A 23316-nucleotide genomic window follows, 5' to 3' on the forward strand; every position below is an offset into this window, starting at 1 on the left:
GTCATTGGCTGCCGTTGTCGGAGGCGGCCGATGCCGCCGGCTTGACCTCGGGCGCAGGGTTGCGCAGCGCGGCGGCGTTGCTCGGCGCGGGCAGGCCCACGCGCTTGGCCGCGTCGTCGTGCCACACCACCTGGTCGTCCACCGCATAGAGCGAGCACGCGTAGCCGCGCGACACGCAGGCCTCGAGCACGCGCGGCACCGCCTTCGCGTCGTTGGCCACGATGCGCCAGAGGCCGTCTTCCGAGATGGCAAACGCCTTCGGCGCCGGCAGGCTCAGGTAGTGCTGGTAGCGCGCCTTGCCAGCGTCGGACAGGGGCACGGCCTTCACGTCGGCCGCCGCCGCAAAGCCGCTGGCCGCGGGCACGGGCTTGGCATGCTTGCGCGTGCCCGCACCTTTGGCGAGGCGGGCGGGCGATGCATCCACGTCGGCCACTTCGGTGAGCCAGTCGGTCATGTCGTTGGCCAGGTTCTCGGCCAGGTTGGTGAGGATCCGGCAGGTGCCCGAGAACGGGCCGCCACGGCCGGAGTCGCGGAAACTCTTGCTTGCCACGATGCGCCCGTTTTCCAGCAGGTCGGCGCGGATGCTCATGATCTTGGGCCCCGACCAGCCACCGCCGCCCACGCCGATCACGTTGTTGACCGTGACCCGTACATAGGGCTCGGCCGCCACGCGGGTGACCTCGGTCACCGCTTTCACGTCGGCGATCTTCTCCTGCGCTTCCTTCAGGATGTACTCGCTCAGCACGCGGTCGATGCCGCACTCCTTGCGCACGTGGTCGACGAACGACGCCTCGGATGCGAAGAGCACCGGCGACTGGATCTGCACCCCGGCCAGGGCCGGCCCCACGGCGAGCGCCGCGAGCCCCGCCGCGGCGACTCTCGCGAGTCGCGCCATGTGCTTTGCGTTGAAGATGATGGTCATTCTTCTTTCCTCCCTCTCTTTGGTTTGCTGGTGTTGAACTACATGCGGAACACGCCGAATTTCGCGTCGGCGATGGGCGCGTTGAGGCTCGCGCTCAAGCCCAGGGCCAACACGCGGCGCGTGTCGGCGGGATCGATGATGCCGTCGTCCCAGAGGCGGGCCGTTGCGTAGTACGGATCGGCCTGGCGCTCGAACTGCTCGCGGATGGGTGCCTTGAAGGCAGCCTCGTCGTCGGCGCTCCACTGGCCGCCCTTGGCCTCGATGCCATCGCGACGCACGGTGGCGAGCACGCTCGCGGCCTGCTCGCCGCCCATCACCGAGATGCGCGCGTTGGGCCACATCCAGAGGAAGCGCGGGTCGTAGGCGCGGCCGCACATGCCGTAGTTGCCGGCGCCGAAGCTGCCGCCGATGATGACGGTGAACTTCGGCACGTTGGCCGTGGCCACCGCCGTCACCATCTTCGCGCCGTGCTTGGCGATGCCTTCGTTCTCGTACTTCCTGCCGACCATGAAGCCGGTGATGTTCTGCAGGAAGATGAGCGGGATCTTGCGCTGGCAACACAGCTCGATGAAGTGCGCGCCTTTCTGCGCCGACTCGGAAAACAGCACGCCGTTGTTGGCCACGATGCCCACCGGCATGCCTTCGATGTGCGCGAAGCCGGTGACGAGCGTCTGCCCGTAGCGCGCCTTGAATTCGTCGAACTCGCTGGCGTCGACGATGCGGGCGATGATCTCGCGCACGTCGAAGGGCTTCTTCGTGTCGGTGGGGATCACGCCGTGCAGCTCGGCTGCATCGAAGAGCGGCTCGCGCGGCGCGATGCAGGCGAGCGGCTGCGGCTTCTTCCAGTTGAGGCGAGCGATGGCATTGCGCGCGATGGCGAGCGCGTGCGTGTCGTTCTTCGCCAGGTGGTCGGCCACGCCGCTCAAGCGCGTGTGCACGTCGCCGCCCCCTAAGTCTTCGGCACTCACCACCTCGCCGATGGCCGCCTTCACCAGCGGCGGGCCGGCGAGGAAGATGGTGCCCTGCTCCTTCACGATGATCGACTCGTCGCTCATCGCCGGCACATACGCACCGCCCGCGGTGCACGAGCCCATCACCACCGCGATCTGCGGGATGCCCTGCGCGCTCATCTGCGCCTGGTTGAAGAAGATGCGGCCGAAGTGGTCGCGGTCGGGGAAGACTTCGTCCTGGTTGGGCAGGTTGGCGCCGCCACTGTCGACGAGGTAGATGCACGGCAGGCGGTTGGCTTGCGCGATCTCCTGCGCGCGCAGGTGCTTCTTCACCGTCATCGGGTAATACGTGCCGCCCTTCACCGTGGCGTCGTTGCAGACGATCATGCAGTCGACACCCGAGACCCGGCCGATGCCGGCGATCACGCCGGCGCCCGGCGCGTCACCGTTGTAGAGGCCGTGCGCGGCGAGGGGCGCCACTTCGAGGAAGGGTGTGTCGGGGTCGAGCAGCATCTCCACACGGTCTCGCGGCAAGAGCTTGCCGCGCGCCACGTGCTTCACGCGAGGGCCCGTGCCGCCACCCAAGGCCACCTCGGCAAGGTGGGCATTGAGCGCGTCCACCAGAACGCGCATGGCCCCTGCGTTGACCTTGAATTCCTCGGACCGTGGGCTGAGCTTGGAAGTGAGTGCAGGCATGGACCTTCCAGTGATGCGGATTGACGTATACGTCAAATTCTAGGGGGTGGTCATTGCGGCGCGACGCGGCGCATCATGGCCCGGTCTGCACGCCGTTTCACCGCGGCGCGCATGTGCAAACGGCGCCACCGCGCCGCTTGCCCCACCTGTTGGCAGCGCTGGCGCTCATCCAGCCAGCGCTGCACAACCGGCCCGGTGTCTTGACCGAGGCCGCCACATCGCAAATGGAGGACACATGACTGCATTGAACCCTCAGCGACTGGAGCAGACGATCTCGGCCATCGCCGCCCTCGATCTCACCCCGATCAAGTTCAAGGCCACGCGCCATGAAGACGGCGGCTACGGCTGGACGCCCGAGCACGCCGACCGCATGGAGCTGGCCTACAAACGCTACCTGACGCTGCACGCGAAGTACCCCGACCTGATGCTGGCCCCCGACCAGGACGTGGACCACTTCTGGCACCTGCACATCCTCGACACCCGCAAATACGCGGCCGATTGCGAGGCGACCTTCGGCTACTTCCTGCATCACTACCCCTACTTCGGCTTGCGGGGCGAAGACGATGCGAAGGCTTTGCAGTCGGCCTTCGAGATGACCCAGTCGCTCTACGCCCGCGAGTTCGGCGAATCGGGCACCGGCCAGGCCACCTGGTGCGGCGCCGAGAGCGCGCAGGGCCAGGCGGCGTGGTGTGGCGCGGAAGGCGCTGCCCGGCAGGCTGCCTGGTGTGGTGCAGAAGCGCCCGCGAAGCAGGCCGCCTGGTGTGGCGCCGAAGTCGCCACGTCGAAGCCCGCGGCATGGTGCGGCGCCGAAGGGCCGAAGGCGCAAGCCGCGTGGTGCGGTGCCGAGAGCCCGAAGGCACCGCACGCAGCGTGGTGCGGTGCCGAAGTCAGGGGCGCCGCCGCACCCTGATCGCAACCCGAGGCTCAGCCGGCGCCCGAGCGCGCCGGTGTGGGGGCCACGCCGGTCTCCGTGAGGACCTGCGGGGTCTGCGCCGAATGCCATCCAGAGATCGCTGCTAGAACGGGCCCTTCTCCAGCCAGCGCTCCATCTGCGCCCGCCGGTCGTTGCCCCAGAACGGCTCGCCGTCGATCACGAAGAACGGCGCGCCGAACACGCCCGCGGCGATGGCCTGCTCGTTCTCTTGCTTGAGCCTGGCTTTCCACACCGGGTCGTTCCACACGGCCTCGGCCTCGCCTTGCAGCAAACCGAATTCCTGCGCCAGCGCCGCGAGCGCTGGCGGCTCGTTGAGGTTGATGCCACGGGTGAAGTAGGCGCGCAGCGCATGCCGCGCCCAGGCGATGGCACGGCTTTCGTTCTGCGCGTTCAGCCACCAGAAAAGCCGCGCGGCGTTTTGCGTGGCGATCGGAAAAGGCTGAGGCATCGTGAGCGGCACCCCGGCAAAGCGGGCAGAGCGCTCGAAGTCGAGCAGCGAATACTCGCGCTTGATCGGGTGCGACACCGGGCTCTTCAACTCGGCGGCCTGGAAAGTGGCCCCCAGCAGGATGGCGTGCCAGCGCACGGTGCGCGCGTGGCGCGCGGCCAGCGCGCCGATCCACTCCGACGCGATGTACGAATACGGCGAGGAGAAGTCGAAATAGAACTCGATCGGTGCGCGGCCCATGACCCTCATTTGTAGAGCAACTGCGGCAACCACAACCCGATCTGTGGAAAGAGGTAGAGCAGGATGATCGCGATGACCTGGATGCCCATGAAGGGCAGCATGCCGGCGAAGATCTGGTTCAGCGTCACGTGCTTGGGCGCCACGCCCTTAAGGTAGAAGGCCGACATCGCAACAGGCGGGCTCAGGAAGGCCGTCTGCAGGTTGAGCGCGACCAGCAGGCCGAAGAAGAGCGGGTCGACACCGAACTTCGGCAGCAGCGGCACGAAGATCGGCATGAAGATCACGATGATCTCCGTCCACTCGAGCGGCCAGCCGAGCACGAAGATGATGATCTGGCTCAGCACCAGGAACTGCACCGGCGTGAGGTCCATGCCCAGCACCCAGTGCTCGACCAGCGCCTGCCCGCCGAGCAGCGCAAACGCGGCCGAGAAGATGGCCGAGCCGACGAAGAGCCAGCACACCATCGCCGAGGTCTTGGCGGTGAGGTACACCGACTCCTTCACCATCGTGAGGTTGAGCTGCCGGTAGGCCGCGGCGAGCACGAAGCCGCCGAGCGCGCCCACCGCTGCCGCCTCGGTGGGCGTGGCCAGGCCGAACACGATGGAGCCGAGCACCGCGAGGATCATGATGAGCAGCGGGAAGAACGACGCCAGCAGCATCTTGAAGATCTCGAGCCGCGAGAAGCTCAGCAGCGCGTAGTACACGAGCAGCGCCAGCGCGCCGATGGCCAGACCGATCCAGTAGCCGGCCGGTGCGGGCTTGGAACTCACCGGCTCCGCCGCGCTGGCCGACGCGCCCGGTGGCTCGGCCACCGCGGCCGGGGGTGCCGCAGGCTCCTGCACGGCGCCCGCCGCACTGGCCGCGTCTGCCGGCTCGGCCGGCGGCTCCGCCAGCCCGCCATCGGACGACGGCGGCTCGGCCAGCCCGCCCTGCGCCGGCTCGTCGGCCGACGGCGGCTCGCTCAACCCACCCGTGCTGCGCTCGCTCGACATCGCGCCGATCTGCTGCAGGCCTGCGTCGTCGGGTGCGGCGTCCACGCTCGTGGCGGTGCGGTAGCTCATCACGCCCACCACCGCGAAGAGGAGCAGGGGCAACAGCGCGACGAAGAGCTGCTGCAGCAGGTAGCCCACCGGCACGTTGGCGTTGCGCCGGCCCTTGATCGCCGACAGCAGCGCCGGCACCGCATGCCGCGAGCCGGTGGCGCCAATGGCCAGCAGCTGCGGCGGCAGCGGCACCAGGCGCTGCTCGGCGGTGAGCGGCGGTGCGAGCTTGGGCTTCACCTTGGCGAGCACGATCACGTACACGATGTAGAGGCCCGCCAGCATCACGCCGGGGAAGAAGGCCCCCGCGTAGAGCTGCACCACCGAGACACCCGCCGTCGCACCGTAGACGATGAGCAGCACCGAAGGCGGGATGAGGATGCCCAGGCAGCCCCCGGCCGTGATGGCCCCGGCCGACATGCGCACGTCGTAGCCCGCCCGCAGCATGGGCGGCAACGCGAGCAGGCCCATCAGCGTGACCACCGCGCCCACGATGCCGGTGGCCGTGGCGAAAATCGCGCAAGTCACGAGCGTGGCCACCGCCAGCGAGCCTGGCACACGCGCGAGTGCCAGGTGCAGGCTGTGGAAGAGCTTGGCGATCAGGTTGGCCCGCTCGACCAGGTAGCCCATGAAGACGAAGAGCGGAATGGCGATGAGCACGTCGCTCGACATCACCGAGAACGCGCGCTGCACCATGAGGTCGAGCGTCTGCGTCATCGCGCCACCCGCCGTCTGCCCGCCCGAGTGGTAGGCGAAGTAGGCGAAGAGCATGCCCATGCCCATGAGCGTGAAGGCGGTGGGGAAGCCCAGCATGATGGCCACCACCACCAGCGCCAGCATCACGAGGCCGATGTGGCCGTTGGTGATCTCGGGCGCGCTCGCCAGCATGTACAGCACGCCAGCCACGATCACGCCCATGAGCGTGAGGCCGAACCACAACTCCTTGCGCAGCTTCATGCACCCTCCTGGCGCTGGGCCGCGGGCAACGGGCGGGCCGTGGGGTCGGGGGCGAGGTCGGCGGCGTCGCCGTCGGTCGCGTGCACCATCTCCTTGAGCTTGTCGACGTCGACCTCCTCGACGTCTTCTTCACGGGCGGGCCACGCGCCATCGCGCAGGCACACCACGCAGCGCACGATCTCCACCAGCCCCTGCAGCAGCAGCACGGCGCCCGCCACCGGGATCACGAACTTGAACGGGTAGACCGGCAGCGGGTCGGCGTTGAAGGTCTGCTCGCGGATGGCGAGCGAGTCGTTCGCATACGTCCAGCCGGCCCAGGTGAGCGCGATGATGCCCGGCAGGAAGAAGACGATGTAGAGCAGGAGGTCGATGCTCGCCTGCGTGCGCGGCCGGAAGAAGCCGTAGAGCACGTCGCCGCGCACATGGCCCGACTTGGCGAGCGTGTAGGCCCCGGCGCACATGAAGAGCGTGCCGTAGAGCATGATCTGCGCGTCGAGCACCCAGGCATGCGGCTTGTTGAGCACGTAGCGCGAGAACACCTCGGCCGAGATGAGCAGGGTCAGCGCGACGGCCGCCCATGCGGTGACCTTGCCGAACCAGGTGGACAACTTGTCCACCGCAAAGAGATAGCGCTGCATCCGTCGTCCCCGCATGAAAAACACGAACCGGGGCGCCGCAGGTGCAGCGCCCCTGGGCTGGCGCCGGCCGGTCAGGTCTTCTTCGCGCCGCGACCGAAGTAGCGGTTGTAGGCCATGTTGAAGTCGACCATGTAGTCGTTCTGCCAGGCCTTGGCGCGCTGCGCGAAGGCGCGCTGCGAGTCGAGCACCTTCTTGAAGAGCGGGTTCTCGCCGCCCTTCTTCTTCATGATGTCGTCCCACGCATCGAGCTGCGCCTTCAAGATGGCGTCAGGCGTCTTGTAGAACTTCACGCCCATCTTCTTCAGCTCGTCGTAGTCCTTCGAGTTGCGGTCGATGGCCTTCCAGCTCATGTCGGCACTCGCGGCCTGCACGCCGTAGTCGACGATGGCGCGCAGCTCGGCCGGCAGCGCGTCGAGCTTGCCCTTGTTGAAGAGGATCTCGAACTGCTCGCCGCTCTGGTGGAAGCTCTGCAGCATGCAGTTCTTGGCCACGTCGGGGAAGCCCAGCACCTTGTCGCTCGACGCGTTGTTGAACTCGGCGCCGTCGATCAGGCCGCGGTCGAGCGCGGGCACGATCTCGCCGCCGGGCAGCGGGTTCACCGCCGCGCCCATCGCGGTGTACATGTCGACCGCTAGGCCGACGGTGCGGAACTTCATGCCCTTCACGTCGGCCGCCTTGCCGATCGGCTTCTTGAACCAACCGAACGGTTGCGTGGGCATCGGCCCGTAGAGGTACGAGACCACGTCCATCTTGATGGACTTGTAGATCTCTTCGAGCAGCGCCTTGCCGCCGCCGTAGTTGTGCCAGGCGAGCACCATGTTCGGGTCCATGCCGAAGGCCGGGCCCGAGCCCCACAGCGCAAGCGCCGAGTTCTTGCCGTAGTGGTAGGCCACCACGCCGTGGCCGCCGTCGAGCGTGCCCTTGTTGACGGCTTCGAGCAGCTGGAACGCAGGCACCACGGCGCCTGCCGGCAGCACCTCGATCTTGAGGCGGCTGCCCGCCATGTCGTTCACCTTCTTGGCGAAGTCGTTGGCGTACTCGTGGAAGATGTCTTTCGCGGGCCAGGTGCTCTGGAAGCGCAGCGAGGTGGTCTGCGCGTTCGACACCATCGGGGCGGCGAGTGCGCCAGCGCCGGCGGCAGCGGCCGTGGCGGTCTTGAGGAAGCGGCGACGTTGCGGTGCGGGTGTGCTCACGTGATGTCTCCTTCGGATGCGGTCTGTGGACCTGTTGAACCCCGCCCACTGGGTGCGGGGCGAAGGCCTATCCTAGGGACGGCAGCACCCTCGACGCTGCTGGAACAAACCCGCGGAAGAGGACTTGTGGGAACTACGTAGCGCTGCGCCAGCCTGGATCAGCGCGCCGTCGGCAGGCGGACCACGATGGCCGTGTCGACCGACTCCCACAAGGTCATCGCGACCGAGCGTGTGCTCGCGTCCCAATGCAGGCGTGTGCCGGCGTAGGGCTCGCGGTTGGCGGCCGTCAGGGTGGCGTGGATGTCGCGGCGCTCGTCACCCAGAGCCAGCGCGGCCACGAGGCCCAGGCGCTGCAGTTCGACGTCGTAGCCACGCGCCACGTACTTCGCATACCCACGCATCGGCGCTTCGAGCTGGAGGTAACGCGTGCCGCTGTTGCGCCATGCGATGCGACGCCACCATTGGGTTGGCGGCTCGGGCTGTGCACGCGCCCACTCCAACGCCGCAGGCGCAGGCTGAGCCAGCGCATCCATGAATGCAACCCAGCCTGGCTGCCGCTCGTTGCGGGTCTGCTCTGCATGAAAGGCCAGCGGGAAGGCACCGTCGCATGCCCCCATGCGCAGCAGGTGAACACCAAAACTCATCTTCTGCGACAAGCCCCCGTGGCAGGCATCACGCATCAGCCCGGCACCGCTGCGATCCAACGCTGCTTCATAGCGAAACGCGCGCCGCATGTCGAGCGCCTGGGGCGGCAACGGCGCGGCGATCACCGAAAGGCGATCGCGCCACTCAGGCCGCTCCGAGGCCATGTGCGCAGCCCACTCGTAGGTGAGGCCGAGGTAACGCACCCCGATCATGTGCGTGATCAGCGTGCGGCCACCCATCAGAGCCTGCACGGCCAGCTGGCGCGATGCAACGAGGCTCTTCAACGCCTCCGAGGGCCGCGCCTGACGCCAGGCGATCAGCGTGTCGGCATGCAACACCTTCATGCACTCAACGAGCCCCTGGCTGGCCATCATGGGCGAGATCACATCAGGCACTCCGGGCTCTTCTTCGTGACGCAAGGCCGCGAGCTCCTTGCAGCGCTCGAGCGTTTCCTCGCGCGCCGCAGCTGCACCCATCACGATCTCGGGCTTGGTGTCCCACAAGGCAAAGCACGGCTTGAAGCGCTCGCAGGTGGCAAACGAACTTGCGTTCTTCAGTGCCTCGGTCCGGTCTTCATCGAAAGGTGGCAGCACCTCGTCGGGCCCACGCTCACGCACGGGATGCGCTGCGAGCCAGAGCTGGGCATCGTCCCATTGGGCGAAGCCCGCGTCGATGTAATCCTCATCGGGCGACCACAGGCCAATGAGCCCGAAGTAGGCGTTCTCGCGTGGCGCCAGCGTGACCGGCGCCTCCTTCAATTGCGGCGCCAGCGGCAGCGGGTCTTCGTCGTAGACGTTCGACAGCACCCAGGCCAGCACGAGCAGCAGGAGCGACGCACCCAGCCACATCACCCCCCTCAGCAGCCGTGCCATCTTCGGGTTACGCCAGCGCGCGGCCGATGAGGATCTTCTGCACTTCGCTCGTGCCCTCGTAGATCTGGCAGACCCTCACGTCGCGGTAGATCCGCTCGACGGGGAAGTCGCTCACATAGCCGTAACCCCCATGCACCTGGATCGCGGCCGAGCACACCCGCTCGGCCATCTCGCTCGCGAAGAGCTTGGCCATCGCGGCTTCCTTCAGGCAGGGCTGGCCGGCGTCTTTCAAGCTCGCGGCGTGGTGGATGAGCTGGCGCGCCGCTTCGATCTGCGTGGCCATCTCGCTCAAGGAGAACTGCACCGCCTGGTGCTCGAAGATCGGCACGCCGAAGGCGATGCGCTCCTTCGCGTAGCGCAGCGCCGCCTCGAAGGCCGCACGCGCCATGCCCACGCATTGCGAGGCGATGCCGATGCGCCCGCCCTCCAGGCCCGAGAGCGCGATCTTCAGGCCCTGGCCTTCGTCACCGATCAGGTTCGCCGCCGGCACGCGGCAGTTCTCGAACAGGATCTGCGCGGTGTCGCTCGCGTGCTGGCCCATCTTGTCTTCGAGGCGTGCGACGGTATAGCCCGGCGTCGACGTGGGCACGATGAAGGCGCTGATGCCTTTCTTGCCGGCGGCCTTGTCGGTGACCGCCATCACGATGGCGACGTCGCCGTTCTTGCCGCTGGTGATGAACTGCTTCACGCCGTTGAGCACGTAGTGCTCGCCGTCTTTCGTGGCGGCGGTCTTGAGGCCGTCGGCCTGCGAACCCACGTGCGGCTCGGTGAGACAGAAGGCCCCGAGCAGCTCGCCGCTGGCGAGCGGCTTCAGCCACTGCGCCTTCTGCGCCTCGCTGCCCCAGGCCATGAGGATGGAGCACACCGGGCAGTTGTTGACGCTCACGACGGTGGAGGTGGCGCCGTCACCCGCGGCGATCTCTTCCAGGATGAGCGAGAGGCTCAAGTAGTCGAGCCCCGCACCGCCCCACTCGGTGGGCACGGCCACGCCGTAGCAGCCGAGCGCCGCCAGGCCTTTCAACTCGTCGGCGGGAAAGTGGTGGGACTTGTCCCACTGCGCGGCCTGCGGCGCGATGCGGTCTTGCACGTAGGCGCGCACGGCGTCCTGGATGGCGCGGTGGTCGTCGGACAGCAGCATGGTCTGGCCCTCTTCAGTCGTCGGCGAGGATGTTGCGCAGCGCTTCCAGCAGGCGGTCGGTCTGGGCCTCGTCGCCGACGCTGATGCGCAGGTGGTCGGCAATGCGCTCCGGTTGCGCGAAGCGCCGCACCAGCACGCCCTGCTGGCGCAGCGCGGCAGCGAGCGCCTCGCCGCGGTGCTGCGGGTGGCGGGTGAAGACGAAGTTGGCCTCTGACGGCAAGGTCTCGAAGCCCATCGTGTGCAGCGCGGCCACCAGCCATTCGCGGGTGGCCATCACCGCGTCGCGGGTGTGCTCGAAGTAGGCCACGTCTTCGATCGCGGCGATGGCGCCGGCCGTGGCCAGGCGGTCGAGCGGGTAGGAGTTGAAGCTGTCCTTCACCCGCGTGAGCCCTTCGATCAGCGGCGCCTGGCCCATCGCGAAGCCGACACGCAGGCCGGCCAGCGAGCGTGACTTCGACAGCGTGTGCACCACCAGCAGGTTCGCGTGCTGCGCGATCAGCGGCACGGCCGAGTCGGCGCCGAAGTCGACATAGGCTTCGTCGATCACGACCAGCGTGTCGGGGCGCGCGATCAGCAGGCGCTCGATCTCCGTGCGCGGCAGTGCGCGACCGGTGGGCGCGTTCGGGTTGGGGAAGATGATCGCGCCGGCCTCGGCGTGCAGGTAGTCGTCGATGCGCAGGCTGAGGTCGTCGGCCAACGGCACGGCGCGGTACGGGATGCCGTAGAGCCCGCAATACACCGGGTAGAAGGCGTAGGTGATGTCGGGGAAGAGCAGCGGGCGCGGCGCGTGGTTGAGCAGCGCCATGAAGACGTGCGCCAACACCTCGTCGGAGCTGTTGCCCACGAACACCTGGTCGGGCGTGAGACCGTGGTGCTGCGCGATGGTCTCGCGCAACTTGCGCCCTGTGGGCTCGGGGTAGAGGCGCAGGCCTTCGCCCACCTCGGCATGCAGCGCGGCCAGCACGCGCGGGCTCGGTGGATAGGGGTTCTCGTTGGTGTTGAGTTTCACGAGGCCGGCGATCTGCGGCTGCTCGCCCGGCACATAGGGCACGAGGCCGCGCACGACCTCGCTCCAGAAGGGGCTGGTCACCATCCGATGGGTGTCCCGTCGTGGTCGAAAAACTTGCCGTTGTCGGCCGGTGAGAGGCCGGCGATCACACGCCGCATGTGACCCACGCTCACGTCGACCGCGAGGTCGGCGCCCTCGCCGCCCATGTCGGTGCGCACCCAGCCCGGGTGGAAGCTCACGCAGGTGGCTTTGCCCTGCAACACGATGGAAGCATCCTTCAGCACCGAGTTGACCGCCGCCTTCGACGCGCGGTACAGCCAGCCGCTGGCCGAGCTGCGCGGGCCGATGGCCCCCATGCGCGACGACAGCACGGCGAGCTTCGCATTCGGCGCCAGCGCATCGGCGATCTGCGGGATCACGCGCATCGGGCCGAGCACGTTGGTGTGCATCACGGTGTCGAAGTCGGCTTCGGTGGGCGGCTGCAGGCCGCGCGTGCTCGGGCCGTAGACGCCCGCCACCACGATGGCCACGTCGAAGGCCGCGCCTTCGATCTGCCAGCCCAGGCGCGAGGCGCTCTCGGTGCTGGCCACGTCGAGTTGGAGGGCGGTGGCGCCAAGCTTCCGCAAGGTCTGCAGCGCGTCATCGCTGCGCGCCGTGGCGGTGACCTGCGCCTTGTCGGCCCGGTACTGGCGCACGAACTCGAGGCCGATGCCGCGGGAGCCGCCGATGATGAGGACGTTCATTCAGACGAGTTCCACGCCGAGCGCCGTGGCCTCGCCACCGCCAATGCACAGCGCCGCCACCCCACGCTTCTTGCCCTGCTTGCGCAGCGCCCCGAGCAGCGTGACCACGATGCGCGCACCGCTCGCCCCGATCGGGTGGCCGAGCGCACACGCCCCGCCATGCACGTTGACGATCTCGTGCGGAAGCTTGAACTCGTGCATGGCCGCCATCGTGACGGCGGCGAAGGCTTCGTTGACTTCCCACAGGTCGACGTCCTTCGCCGCCCAGCCGTTCTTCTTGAGCAGCTTGTCGATCGCGCCCACCGGCGCGGTGGTGAACCAGGCCGGCGCCTGCGCGTGCACCGCGTGGCCGACGATGCGGGCTACCGGCGCGAGCTTGAGCTGCTTCGCGGTCGACTCGCGCATCAGCACCAGCGCGGCGGCGCCGTCGGAGATGCTCGAGGCGTTGGCCGCGGTGATGGTGCCGTCTTTCTTGAACGCGGGCTTCAAGCCCGCGATCTTGTCGAGCTTGGCCTTGAAGGGCTGCTCGTCGTGCTTGACCACGGTGTCACCCGCCTTGCCCTTGAGCGTGACGGGGGCGATCTCCCAGTCGAAGCTGCCGTTTTCATTGGCGGCCTTGCTGCGCTGGGTGGAGGCGATGGCGAACGCATCCTGCGCCTCGCGGCTGAACTGGTACTTGGCCACACACTCCTCTGCGAACACGCCCATCGCGCGGCCGCGCTCGTAAGCGTCTTCCAGGCCGTCGATCGCCATGTGGTCGAACATCTGCGCCGCGCCGTAGCGCACGCCCTTGCGCGCGAACATGAGGTGCGGTGCGTTGGTCATGCTCTCCATGCCGCCGGCGACCATCACGTCGGCGGTTTCGGCCTTCAGCATGTCGTGCGCGAACATCATCGCGCGCATGCCGGAGCCGCACATCTTCGACAGCGTCACGGCGCCGGCCGACTGCGGCAGCCCCGCACCAAGCGCGGCTTGGCGCGCCGGCGCCTGGCCCTGGCCGGCCATGAGGCAGTTGCCCATCAGCACTTCGTTGACGGCGTCGCCCGGAATGCCGGCGCGCTCGACCGCGGCCTTGATGGCGACGGCACCGAGCTCATGCGCGGCGAGGTTGCTGAAATCACCCAGCAGGCCCCCGATGGGCGTGCGGGCGGCGGAGACGATGACGATGGATTCGGTGGACATGGCAATGCTCCTTCACGACAGGATGACCGCGCCGCGCTCCTCCTGCGCGACACGCTTGATGTAACTCTGGAAGCCCGGGTCCTCGCCGCGCAAGAGGAGCGGCAAGGCGTTGAAGAAATCGTCGCGGCGGCACCACTCGCGCATGTAGTCGTCCCACGAGTTCCAGCGGCGCTGCTCGGTGGTCGACATGTCGTCCTTCCAGGCCACGAGGTAGGCGCGCTCGAAGAGCGAGATGAGCATGTCGAAGATCACGAGCATGCGCTCGTTCTGCTCGGGCGTGGGGTTGGGCAGCGCGGCGTTGGTGCGCAGCTGCAGGTCGGAGTTCGCGAGCACGATCTTCAGGAAATCGTTGTACGCATCCGAGAGCAGCTGGTAGCCCTCTTCCTCTTCGTTCTCACGCTCGCGGCGCTGCTCGAAGAGGAAGACGCCAATGGCAAAAGGCAGGCCGACGACCGTGACGACGAAACTTGCGAGTTCGAAGAAGTCACGGAAGTTCATGACAGGTGGACCGTTAGGCCAGGCTGTTGTCGAGCGCCGACGGGTTCTCGGGCTGCAGCTCCGAACGGCGCCGCTCCTGCCCATCGGGCGGAACGCCATCGCGCAGCCGGCGCTGGTTCTTGAAGCGCTTCGACGGGTCATACGGGAACACGTCGTGCACATGGCCCGCGAGGATGCGGTCCTTGTGGCCTTGCCAGAACGCCACGTCGAGCAGGTCGCCGTGGTGCTTCAGGAACACGTCGCGCACCGCCGGGTTGCCGAGCAGGAAGGGGCCGAAGGTCTCGGGGAAGACGTCGTGCTTGCCCACGCTGTACCAGATCTCGCCCGACATCTCTTCTTCCTCGTTGCGCGGCGTGGGCACCTTGCGGAAGTTGCAGTCGGTCAGGTACTCGATCTCGTCGTAGTCGTAGAACACGACCTTGCCGTTGCGGGTGACGCCGAAGTTCTTCCACAGCATGTCACCGGGGAAGATGTTGGCCGCCACCAGGTCCTTGATGGCGTTGCCGTATTCGACGACGGCATGCGCCATGCGCGAGGGCTCGGCCTCCTGCAGGTAGATGTTGAGCGGGATCATGCGCCGCTCGATGTAGACGTGGCGGATCACCAGGTCGTCGCCGTCTTCTTCGAGCAGGCTCGGGCAGAAGTGCTTCAGCTCGGCGATCAGCTCTTCCTCGAAGCGCGCCCGCGGGAAGGCCACGTTGCTGTACTCCAGCGTGTCGGCCATGCGGCCCACGCGGTCGTGCGTCTTCACGAGCAGGTACTTGCTCATGATCAGCTCGCGCGAGGTCTCCTTGGGCGCGGGGTAGAAGTCCTTGATGACCTTGAAGACGAAGGGGAACGAAGGCAGGTCGAACACCAGCATCACCATGCCCTTGATGCCGGGCGCGATGCGGAACTTGTCGGACGAATGCCGCAGGTGCGCGAGGAAGTCGCGGTAGAAGAGGTTCTTGCCCTGCTTCTGCAGGCCGAGCGCGTTGTAGATCTCGGAGCGGGGCTTCCTCGGCATCAGCGAGCGCAGGAACTGCACATACGCCGACGGGATCTCCATGTCGACCAGGAAGTAGGCGCGCGCGAAGCTGAACAGCATCTGCAGCTCGTCTTCGCCGAAGAGCATGGTGTCGATGATGAGCAGGCCCGAGCTCGGCGAATGCAGGATGGCCAGTGCGAACGGCGTCTCGTTGAAGCCGTTGATGATCTTGCCGACGATGTAGGCGCCCTTGTTGCGGAAGAAGAGCGAGCTCAGCACCTGCAGCTGGAAGTTGGCGCGCGGGCGGAAGTCGCCCAGCTCGCGCGCCACGGCGGTGAGCACGTGGTCGACGTCGCGGCCGAGGTCTTCGAACTCGCGCGCGAGCTGGAAGTTGTTGACCACGCGCAGCCAGGTGTCGCGCATCGTCTCCTTGGTGGGGTAGTAGGCGCGGTAGGTGGGCTGGAAGGTGGGCTCTTCGTTCTCGATGTACTCGGTGCTGACGGCCGGGCGCAGGAAGATGAAGTCGTTGTGGAAGTAGCTGCGGTGCAGGATCTTGGTCGTGACCGAATTGAAGAAGGTCTCGGCCAGCTCGGGCTGGTGGTGGTTGGTGAGCAGGCCGATGTAGTGCAGCTTGACCTGCTGCCACACGTTCATCGACAAGGTGCTCGCCATGAACTCCGTCTGCAGCCGCTCAGCGCATTCGTCGACGCGCATGTCGTAGAACTCGATGCGCTCGCGCTGGGCACGCTGCTGGCCGTGCCAGTCGGCGGCCTCGAAGCGCTTTTTCGCCTGCGCGCTGGTCTCGCGAAAGAGCGTGTAGTGGCGGTCGAAGCCGTCGAGCATCGCGTTGGCGATGTCGAAGGCACGCAGGTCGGTCAGCTCCTGCGGGAAGACGGCCATGCGCTTCATAGGGCGCCGTGCGCGGTGACGGGGGCCAGGTCGGGTGCCGTGTCGGGCGTGTAGCGCAGCCGCACGTCGGTGATGGCCTTCTCATACGCGGGCACCGCCTCGTCGGGGCCGGAGACCGTCATGTGCAGGTCTTGCAGCAGGCCGTTGTGCAAGCCATAGACCCAGCCGTGCACCACCAGCTCCTGGCCGCGGCCCCAGGCGTCTTGCACGATGGTGGTCTGGCAGGCGTTGAGCGCCTGTTCGATCACGTTCAGCTCGCACAGGGCGTTGACCCGCTGGCTCGCGTCGACCATGTCGAGCCAGTTCTGATGGCGGTTGCGCACGTCTTGCACGTGGCGGATCCAGTTGTCGGCGAGGCCCACCCGCTGGTCACGCAGGGCCGCGGCCACACCGCCGCAGTTGGAGTGGCCCACGACGATGATGTGCTTGACCTTCAGCATGTCGGTCGCGAACTGGATCACCGACAGGCAGTTGAGGTCGGAGTGCACGACCACGTTGGCGACGTTGCGGTGCACGAAGAGCTCGCCCGGCAGCAGGCCGACCAGGTCGTTCGCCGGCACGCGGCTGTCGGCACAGCCGATCCACAGGTACTGCGGCGCCTGCTGCTTGAGCAGGCTGGTGAAGAAGCCGGGGCTGCGCGCTTCGGTGTCGCGCGCCCAGCGCAGGTTGTTGCCGAAGAGTTCTGAAAGTTCGTTGCTCATATGTTGCACTGCGCCAAAAAGACCCGCCAGTCTGTCACATCGTCTCGGCGAACAGCTCGCGGCCGATCAGCATGCGGCGGATCTCGCTGGTGCCGGCGCCGATCTCGTAGAGCTTGGCGTCGCGCCACAGGCGGCCCAGCGGGTACTCGTTGATGTAGCCGTTGCCGCCGAAGATCTGGATGCCCTCGCCGGCCATCCAGGTGGCCTTCTCGGCGCACCAGAGGATGACGCTTGCGCAGTCCTTGCGGACCTGGCGCACGTGCTGCTCGCCCAGCGCATCGAGGTTCTTGCCGACGGTGTAGCAATAGGCGCGGGCGGCCTGCAGCACGGTGTACATGTCGGCCACCTTGCCCTGGATCAGCTGGAACTCGCCGATGCTCTGGCCGAACTGCTTGCGGTCGTGGATATAAGGCACCACGTTGTCCATCACCGATTGCATGATGCCAATGGGGCCGGCGGCGAGCACGGCGCGCTCGTAGTCGAGGCCGCTCATCAAGACTTTCGCGCCGCCGTTGAGCGCGCCCAGCACGTTCTCGGCGGGCACCTCGACGTTCTGGAACACCAGCTCGCCGGTGTGGCTGCCGCGCATGCCGAGCTTGTCGAGCTTCTGCGCGATGGAAAAGCCCTTCATGCCTTTCTCGATGAGGAAGGCGGTCACGCCGCGTGCCCCCAGCTCGGGCTCGGTCTTGGCGTAGACCACCAGCGTGTCGGCATCGGGGCCGTTGGTGATCCAGAACTTGCTGCCGTTGAGCAGGTAGTAGCCGCCTTTGTCTTCCGCCTTCAGCTTCATGCTGATGACGTCGGAGCCGGCGTTGGGCTCGCTCATCGCAAGCGCCCCCACGTGCTCGCCGCTGATGAGCTTGGGCAAATACTTCTTGCGCTGCGCCTCGTTGCCGTTGCGGCGGATCTGGTTCACGCACAGGTTGCTGTGCGCGCCATACGAGAGGCCCACGCTGGCCGAGGCGCGGCTGATCTCCTCCATCGCCACCATGTGCGCGAGGTAGCCCATGCCGGCGCCGCCGTATTCCTCACCCACCGTCACGCCGAGCACCCCGAGTGCGCCCATCTTGCGCCACAGGTCCATCGGGAACTGGTCGCTCTTGTCGATCTCGGCAGCGCGTGGCGCGATCTCGGCCTGCGCGAAGTCGTGCACGCTCTCGCGCAGGGCGTCGATGTCGTCGCCGAGCTGGAAGTTGAGGCCGGGCAGGTTCATGGGGGTCTCCTGTTAACTCTTGCTGCTCTGGGCGAGAAGGCGCTTGGCCTCTTTCTCGTGGGTGCGCACCTCGTCGAGCGTGACGTTGAGGTCGGCCATCTGCTGCTCGAGCTGGGCGCGGTGCACGGCCAGCACGGTGAGGAATTTCTTGAGCTGGGGCACGGTGTCACGCGGCGATTCGTACATGTCGACCAGCTCCTTCACCTCGGAAAGCGTGAGCCCGAGCCGCTTGCCACGCAGCGTGAGCTTGAGCCGCGTGCGGTCGCGCGGGCTGTAGACACGGTTGCGGCCCTGGCGCTGCGGCTGCAGCAGGCCGCAGTCTTCGTAGAAGCGGATGGCGCGGGTGGTGAGGTCGAATTCCTTCGCCAGCTCGCCGATGGTGTAGGTGACCTGCGAGGGGGCCTGCCCTGCGGAAGGGCTTGAAACCTGGGTGACAGCAGCGGCGGACATGGCTCCCTAGAATGCCTCTTCAATTGACGTATACGTAAAGTGTAGCCAAGCCATGAACGCCCTTGAACACGAGCTGAACTACCCACATGGCGAGGTGATGCCGGAGCCGGGCACCACGATGGAAGTGGCCCCTGGCGTGCGCTGGGTGCGCATGGCCCTGCCCTTCGCACTCGACCACATCAACCTCTGGCTGCTGCGCGACGAGATCGACGGCCAGGCAGGCTGGAGCATCGTCGACTGCGGCATTGCCAACGACGCCACCCGCGCCTGCTGGGAACAGGTGTTCGCGAACGAGCTGCAAGGCCTGCCGGTGCTGCGCGTGATCGTCACCCACCTGCACCCCGACCACATCGGCCTGTCGGCCTGGCTCACCGAGCGCTGGAGCACCGCCGAGCACGAGTGCCGCCTGTGGATCAGCGGCACCGACTACAACGGCGCCCGCATGTCGAGCAACCCGAGCGCCAAGGCCAGCGTCATCACACCTGTGTTCGCCAAGCGCCACGGCATCACCGACCCCGAGGCGTTGCAGATGATCCAGACGCGCGGCGGCCACTACGCGACGATGGTGCCCAAGGTGCCCGATCGGTTCCGCCGCATGGTCGATGGCGACGTGATCCGCATCGGTGACCATGACTGGCACTGCCACGTGGGCTACGGCCACGCGCCCGAGCACATCTCGCTGCACTGCCCGGCGCTCGGTGTGCTGATCTCGGGCGACATGGTGCTGCCGCGCATCTCCACCAACGTGGGCGTGCACGAGAACGAACCCGAAGGCGACCCGCTCAAGCGCTACCTCGACTCGATCGAGCGCATGCGCGCCCTGCCCGCCGACAGCCTGGTGCTGCCCTCGCACGGCCGGCCCTTCAAGGGCCTGCACACCCGCATCGACCAGCTGCAGCAGCACCACGACGAGCGCCTGGCCGACGTGATGGAAGCCTGCGCCAAAGCACCGCAAAGCGCCGCCGACCTGCTGACCGTGCTCTTCAAGCGCAAGCTCGACCTGCACCAGACCACGTTTGCGATGGGCGAGTCGATCGCACACCTGCATGCGCTGTGGCACGCCGGCAAGCTTCAGCGCCAGTGTGATGCCGAGGGCGTGTACCGGTTCGCACCCACGAGCTGACCCGATACCATCTCCCTGCCTCGAGAAGAAACAACTGCAGGGAGGGGCCATGAGTTCATGGATGGAGCGCCGCGACCCGGTGCTGGTGGATCAGGCACTCGCCACCGAACCCACACACGACGAGCTGGCCTTCATGCAAGAGGCACGCGACCGGCGCCGGCGCGCCGGCATCCTGCTGTGGACGGGCGCCGCCCTATCGCTGGCCCTGCTGCTGGGCTTGACGCTCACCTACGGCGTGAAGGCCGGCGCTTCATCGGCCTACCAGATCGGCCAGGTGCTCAGCTGCTTCTTCTGGCCGGCGCTGGTGGTCGGCGTGGCCAAGCTGCTGAATCCCGACCGCAGCCAGCGCAGCCTGGTGCTGGTCTTCCTCATCGCCTGCCTCGCGCTCGTGGCCCTCAACGCCACGCTCGTCATCGACCGGCGCGGTGGCCTGAAGCGCCTGCTGAACAAGGAATCGCTGACGGCCGAGGACCACCTCGCACAGGTGCGCCGCTGCGCGCGGGATGGTGATGCCACCTGCCAGGAGCAAGGCTGGCGCGACTACATCGCGAGCCGCCCCAACGACGGCAAAGGCCGGGCCAATCTCGGCATGGTGCTCAACCGCCAGGGCCGGCATGCCGATGCGGTGGAGCAGTTCAAGGCGGCCATCGGCCTCGGCGAAGGGGCCTATGACCTCTTCGCGTACCACGCCGACAGCCTGGCCAAGCTCGGCCGCACCGAAGAGGCGATCGAGTGGAACTACAAGGCGCTCTCGGTGGTGCCCGCGCTGGTCGATGTGCGCGGCGACCTGGCCAGGCTGCTGGTCGCGGCCAAGCGCCCCTATGAAGCGCTGGCGGTGCTGCAAGCGCACGACAACCACCTCGAAAGCCTCGGACAGGCGGCGTACTTCTCGGGCCAACGCATCGCGATCCAGACCGCGATCGAACAGGACACCTCACCCGCCAGCACCGAGCGCAAGGCTTTGCGCCTGCCGAGCTATGCCGGCCATTTCTTCGCCCCCGTCGCGCTCGGCGATGCCAAGCCGGTGCCCTTCATGGTCGACACCGGCGCGACCCGCACCACGCTGAGCGAGAAGCTGCTGAAGGAATCGAAGGCCACCTACCGCGTGACGCAAGCCAACGTGCAGATGGTCACCGCCGACGGCCGTCGGGTGACCGCGCAGGCCATCACCCTCGACGCGGTGTCCATCGGCTGGTTCAGGCTCACGAACGTGCAGGCGCTCGTCTGCCGCGACTGCTCATCGCTCCTGGGGCAGTCGACGCTGTCGGGCTTCGACATGCAGTCGTCGAAGGTGCAGGGCGTGGAGTCGCTGGTGCTGGTTCAGCGCTAGCTCGTTCAACGGTAAGCCTTGAACACATCGCGCAGCGGCGCGACCTCGCGGGTGGCCGGCTGCGACAACGAGCGCTCGATCTCGTTCAGGTGCCGCTTCATCTCGGTGCCGGCCGCGGTCGCCGAGTCGCCCTTGCCGATCACCTGCAACAGGCTCTTGTGGCTGTGCGCCACGCACATCGGCTCGCCGGGGGCCTTGTAGAGCGCCATCAGCAGCGAGGTCGTGGGCAAGAGCTCTTCGAGCAGCCTCACGAAGATCGGGTTGCCGCTCATTTGCGCGAGCTTCAGGTGGAACTCGCCGGACAGGCGGATGGCCTCCTGCTTGTTCTGCGACTTGGTGGCACGCGCCTCGGCCTCGACGATCTGCTTCAGCTCGGCCAGCTGCGCGGCGCTCAACCGGCCCACGAGCCGCCGCGCCACCTCGCACTCAACCACACGCCGCGCATCGAACACATGCTCGCCGTCGCGGCGCGTGGGCTCGGGCACCTGCGCGCCGCGGTTGGGGCGCAGCACGATCACGTTGTCTTGTGCGAGCTTGTGCAGGGCCTGGCGCACCAGGGTGCGTGAGACGGCGAAGGTCTCGGCCAGCTCCTCCTCGCGCAGGCGGGTGCCGGGGGCCAGGCGGTGGTCGACCACGGCGGCGTAGATCGCGTCGTAGACGCGGTCGGCGGCCATCACGGGGCCGGTTTCGTCAGATCCTGTCTTGCGCGGACGGCTGGGCATGCGGCATTGTCACGCGCGCACGGGCTGGCGCTTGAGAAGGCGGATGAGCAGCAGCGTGCCGCCCATCACCGCAAACGACACGATGGTCGTCACCGTGCCCAGCGCATAGATCGCCGGTGTGGTGACGGTGCTGGTGAGGCCCTGCAATTCAAGCGGCAGGGTGTTCACGTCGCCGATGGCCTGCGAGGTGCGGGCGATCTCGTCCCAGCTGAGCGTGAAGCCGAACATGCCCACGCCCACGAGGCTTGGGGCGATGAGCGGCAGCACCACGTGGCGGAAGCTCTGCCAGGGTGTGGCGCCCAAGTCGTCGGCCGCTTCTTCATACGCCGGGTTGAAGCGGTTGAAGACGGCCAGCATGATGAGCAGGCCGAAGGGCAGCGTCCACGTGAGGTGCGCGCCGAGCGCCGAGGTGTAGAGGCCCATGGCGGTGCCATAACTTTCGAGCCAGCTGCCGAGTCCGATGGTTTCGAGCCCGCTCTTGAGCAGCGTGTCGATCAGGCGGAATTGCAAGCCGATGCCGAGCGACACCACGATCGACGGCATGATGAGGCTGGCCACCGAGGTGTAGAAGAGCAGCCCCGAGCCCTTGAACTTCTTGCGAAACGCGAGGCCCGCGCCGAGCGAGAGCAGCACGGTGCACAGCATCACCACGATGCCGAGCGCCACCGAGCGGCGGAAGGCGGCGGCGATGTCGACCACGCCCATGCCTTCCCACAACTTGGCGAACCAGTGGAAGGACACGCCGCGCATCGGGAAGGTGAGCCCGCCTTCCGGGCCCTGGAAGCTCAGCACGAAGATGGTGAACATCGGGCCGTAGAGGAAGAGCACGAAGAGGCCGAACACCGCGGCCAAGGCGTAGAAGCTTCCCGGGCGCTTTCCTTCGTTCATCAGAGTTCCTTGCGGATGTCGACGAGCTTCGTGAGCCCCCAGATCATCATCAGCGTGACGATGAGCAGGATCACCGCATTGGCCGCCGCCATCGGGAACTGGAGGTAGCTCGTCTGCACCTGGATGATCTTGCCCACCGAGGCGATCTGCTGGCCGCCCATCACGCCGATGGTCACGAAGTCGCCCATCACGATGGTGATGACGAAGATCGAGCCGATGATGATGCCGGTGCGGCACAGCGGCACGATCACGTTCCACGTGGTCTGCCAGCCCGTCGCACCGTTGTCGCGGGCGGCTTCGAGCAGCGCGCGGTCGATGCGCATCATCGAGTTGAAGATGGGCACGATCATGAACATCGTGTACAGGTGCACGAAGGCCAGCACCACCGAGAAGTCGCTGAAGAGCAGCCACTCGATGGGCGTCTCGATGACGTTGGCGCCGATCAGCGCCTGGTTCACCACGCCGTTGCGGCCGAGCAGCGGCACCCACGAGATCATGCGGATCACGTTGGACGTCCAGAACGGGATGGTGCACAGGATGAAGAGCAGCGTCTGCGCGCCCACCGAGCGCACGTGGAAGGCGAGGAAGTAGGCAACGGTGAAGCCGACCACCAGCGTGATCAGCCAGACGAGGAAGCAGAACTTGAGCGTGGAGAGGTAGGTCTTCAGCGTGACGCACAGCTCCGAGGTGGAGCCACAGCCGTTGAAGATCTCGATGTAGTTCTGCGCAGTGAAGGCGGGGATCAGCTCGTAGTCGGTGGCGCGCCAGAAGCTGACGATCGCCACCAGCACCAGCGGCAGCACCAGGAAGAGCACGAAGACCAGGGTGAACGGCGTGGCCTGCGCCCAGGCCGAGAGGCCGCCGCGCGGCATCCCGGCTTTGGGCGGTGAGGTAGGAGTGCTCATCAG

At 67.1% G+C, this 23316-nt stretch carries 22 protein-coding genes; 3 read left to right on the forward strand and 19 right to left on the reverse strand.

Annotation, left to right across the window (positions count from 1 at the left end; translation table 11 throughout):
• Position 1: 1 nt before the first annotated feature.
• Positions 2–922 carry a hypothetical protein gene (locus tag KF892_12525; GenBank protein ID MBX3625834.1) on the reverse strand — a complete coding sequence of 307 codons (921 nt, stop codon included), beginning with the start codon at positions 920–922 and terminating at the stop codon, positions 2–4.
• 38 nt (positions 923–960) lie between these two features.
• The gene (locus KF892_12530) at positions 961–2568 is read right to left on the reverse strand and encodes a methylcrotonoyl-CoA carboxylase (protein ID MBX3625835.1); all 1608 of its coding nucleotides are present in this window, start codon (positions 2566–2568) and stop codon (positions 961–963) included.
• A gap of 235 nt (positions 2569–2803) precedes the next feature.
• Between KF892_12530 and KF892_12535 the strand changes: the two genes are divergently transcribed.
• The gene (locus KF892_12535) at positions 2804–3478 is read left to right on the forward strand and encodes a hypothetical protein (protein ID MBX3625836.1); all 675 of its coding nucleotides are present in this window, start codon (positions 2804–2806) and stop codon (positions 3476–3478) included.
• A gap of 106 nt (positions 3479–3584) precedes the next feature.
• Here KF892_12535 and KF892_12540 read toward each other — a convergent pair whose 3' ends face one another.
• The 14 genes from KF892_12540 to KF892_12605 all read right to left on the reverse strand — a co-directional run bounded on the left by KF892_12540 (position 3585) and on the right by KF892_12605 (position 18345).
• Entirely contained in the window at positions 3585–4190 is a 606-nt protein-coding gene (locus KF892_12540) for a 2-hydroxychromene-2-carboxylate isomerase (GenBank protein MBX3625837.1), read from the reverse strand.
• Between the two features lie 5 nt (positions 4191–4195).
• Positions 4196–6187 (reverse strand): TRAP transporter large permease subunit, encoded by a 1992-nt coding sequence (locus tag KF892_12545; protein ID MBX3625838.1) that lies wholly within the window; start codon positions 6185–6187, stop codon positions 4196–4198.
• The gene (locus KF892_12550; GenBank protein ID MBX3625839.1) at positions 6184–6825 is read right to left on the reverse strand and encodes a TRAP transporter small permease subunit; all 642 of its coding nucleotides are present in this window, start codon (positions 6823–6825) and stop codon (positions 6184–6186) included. Before KF892_12550 ends, KF892_12545 begins: the two co-directional genes overlap by 4 nt.
• A gap of 71 nt (positions 6826–6896) precedes the next feature.
• Positions 6897–8018, reverse strand: coding sequence for a TRAP transporter substrate-binding protein (locus tag KF892_12555; protein ID MBX3625840.1), 1122 nt, complete (start codon positions 8016–8018; stop codon positions 6897–6899).
• 158 nt (positions 8019–8176) lie between these two features.
• Complete coding sequence (locus KF892_12560) at positions 8177–9535, reverse strand: hypothetical protein (protein ID MBX3625841.1); 1359 nt, start codon at positions 9533–9535, stop codon at positions 8177–8179.
• Positions 9536–9542: 7 nt separating this feature from the next.
• Complete coding sequence (locus KF892_12565) at positions 9543–10673, reverse strand: acyl-CoA dehydrogenase family protein (protein MBX3625842.1); 1131 nt, start codon at positions 10671–10673, stop codon at positions 9543–9545.
• A 13-nt stretch (positions 10674–10686) separates the two neighbouring features.
• Entirely contained in the window at positions 10687–11766 is a 1080-nt protein-coding gene (locus tag KF892_12570; GenBank protein MBX3625843.1) for a histidinol-phosphate transaminase, read from the reverse strand.
• On the reverse strand, positions 11760–12425 hold the full coding sequence (locus KF892_12575) for an SDR family oxidoreductase (GenBank protein ID MBX3625844.1): 666 nt from the start codon (positions 12423–12425) through the stop codon (positions 11760–11762). Before KF892_12575 ends, KF892_12570 begins: the two co-directional genes overlap by 7 nt.
• Positions 12426–13607: an acetyl-CoA C-acyltransferase gene (locus KF892_12580; GenBank protein MBX3625845.1), complete on the reverse strand. Its 1182-nt coding sequence runs from the start codon at positions 13605–13607 to the stop codon at positions 12426–12428.
• A 12-nt stretch (positions 13608–13619) separates the two neighbouring features.
• Positions 13620–14105 (reverse strand): hypothetical protein, encoded by a 486-nt coding sequence (locus tag KF892_12585; GenBank protein MBX3625846.1) that lies wholly within the window; start codon positions 14103–14105, stop codon positions 13620–13622.
• Positions 14106–14118: 13 nt separating this feature from the next.
• Positions 14119–15972, reverse strand: coding sequence for a bifunctional isocitrate dehydrogenase kinase/phosphatase (gene aceK, locus KF892_12590; protein ID MBX3625847.1), 1854 nt, complete (start codon positions 15970–15972; stop codon positions 14119–14121).
• 5 nt (positions 15973–15977) lie between these two features.
• The gene (can, locus tag KF892_12595) at positions 15978–16682 is read right to left on the reverse strand and encodes a carbonate dehydratase (GenBank protein MBX3625848.1); all 705 of its coding nucleotides are present in this window, start codon (positions 16680–16682) and stop codon (positions 15978–15980) included.
• A gap of 34 nt (positions 16683–16716) precedes the next feature.
• A complete protein-coding gene (locus KF892_12600) occupies positions 16717–17895 on the reverse strand; it encodes an isovaleryl-CoA dehydrogenase (protein ID MBX3625849.1) in 1179 nt (392 codons plus the stop codon).
• Positions 17896–17907: 12 nt separating this feature from the next.
• Complete coding sequence (locus KF892_12605; GenBank protein ID MBX3625850.1) at positions 17908–18345, reverse strand: MerR family DNA-binding transcriptional regulator; 438 nt, start codon at positions 18343–18345, stop codon at positions 17908–17910.
• Positions 18346–18397: 52 nt separating this feature from the next.
• Here KF892_12605 and KF892_12610 point away from each other — a divergent pair, with 52 nt between their 5' ends.
• Together KF892_12610 and KF892_12615 are read left to right on the forward strand one after the other, a co-directional pair.
• Positions 18398–19468 carry an MBL fold metallo-hydrolase gene (locus KF892_12610; GenBank protein ID MBX3625851.1) on the forward strand — a complete coding sequence of 357 codons (1071 nt, stop codon included), beginning with the start codon at positions 18398–18400 and terminating at the stop codon, positions 19466–19468.
• 49 nt (positions 19469–19517) lie between these two features.
• Positions 19518–20798 (forward strand): retroviral-like aspartic protease family protein, encoded by a 1281-nt coding sequence (locus KF892_12615; protein ID MBX3625852.1) that lies wholly within the window; start codon positions 19518–19520, stop codon positions 20796–20798.
• Between the two features lie 5 nt (positions 20799–20803).
• Here the strand turns inward: KF892_12615 and KF892_12620 are convergent, their stop codons facing one another.
• Genes KF892_12620 through KF892_12630 form a run of 3 tightly spaced genes read right to left on the reverse strand, consistent with a single transcriptional unit; the run spans position 20804 to position 23313 of the window.
• Positions 20804–21520: a GntR family transcriptional regulator gene (locus tag KF892_12620; GenBank protein MBX3625853.1), complete on the reverse strand. Its 717-nt coding sequence runs from the start codon at positions 21518–21520 to the stop codon at positions 20804–20806.
• A gap of 9 nt (positions 21521–21529) precedes the next feature.
• Entirely contained in the window at positions 21530–22408 is an 879-nt protein-coding gene (locus KF892_12625; protein MBX3625854.1) for an ABC transporter permease, read from the reverse strand.
• Positions 22408–23313 carry an ABC transporter permease gene (locus KF892_12630; GenBank protein MBX3625855.1) on the reverse strand — a complete coding sequence of 302 codons (906 nt, stop codon included), beginning with the start codon at positions 23311–23313 and terminating at the stop codon, positions 22408–22410. Before KF892_12630 ends, KF892_12625 begins: the two co-directional genes overlap by 1 nt.
• Positions 23314–23316 lie beyond the last annotated feature (3 nt).

The sequence above is a fragment of the Rhizobacter sp. genome, assembly GCA_019635355.1.
Taxonomy (GTDB): domain Bacteria; phylum Pseudomonadota; class Gammaproteobacteria; order Burkholderiales; family Burkholderiaceae_C; genus Rhizobacter.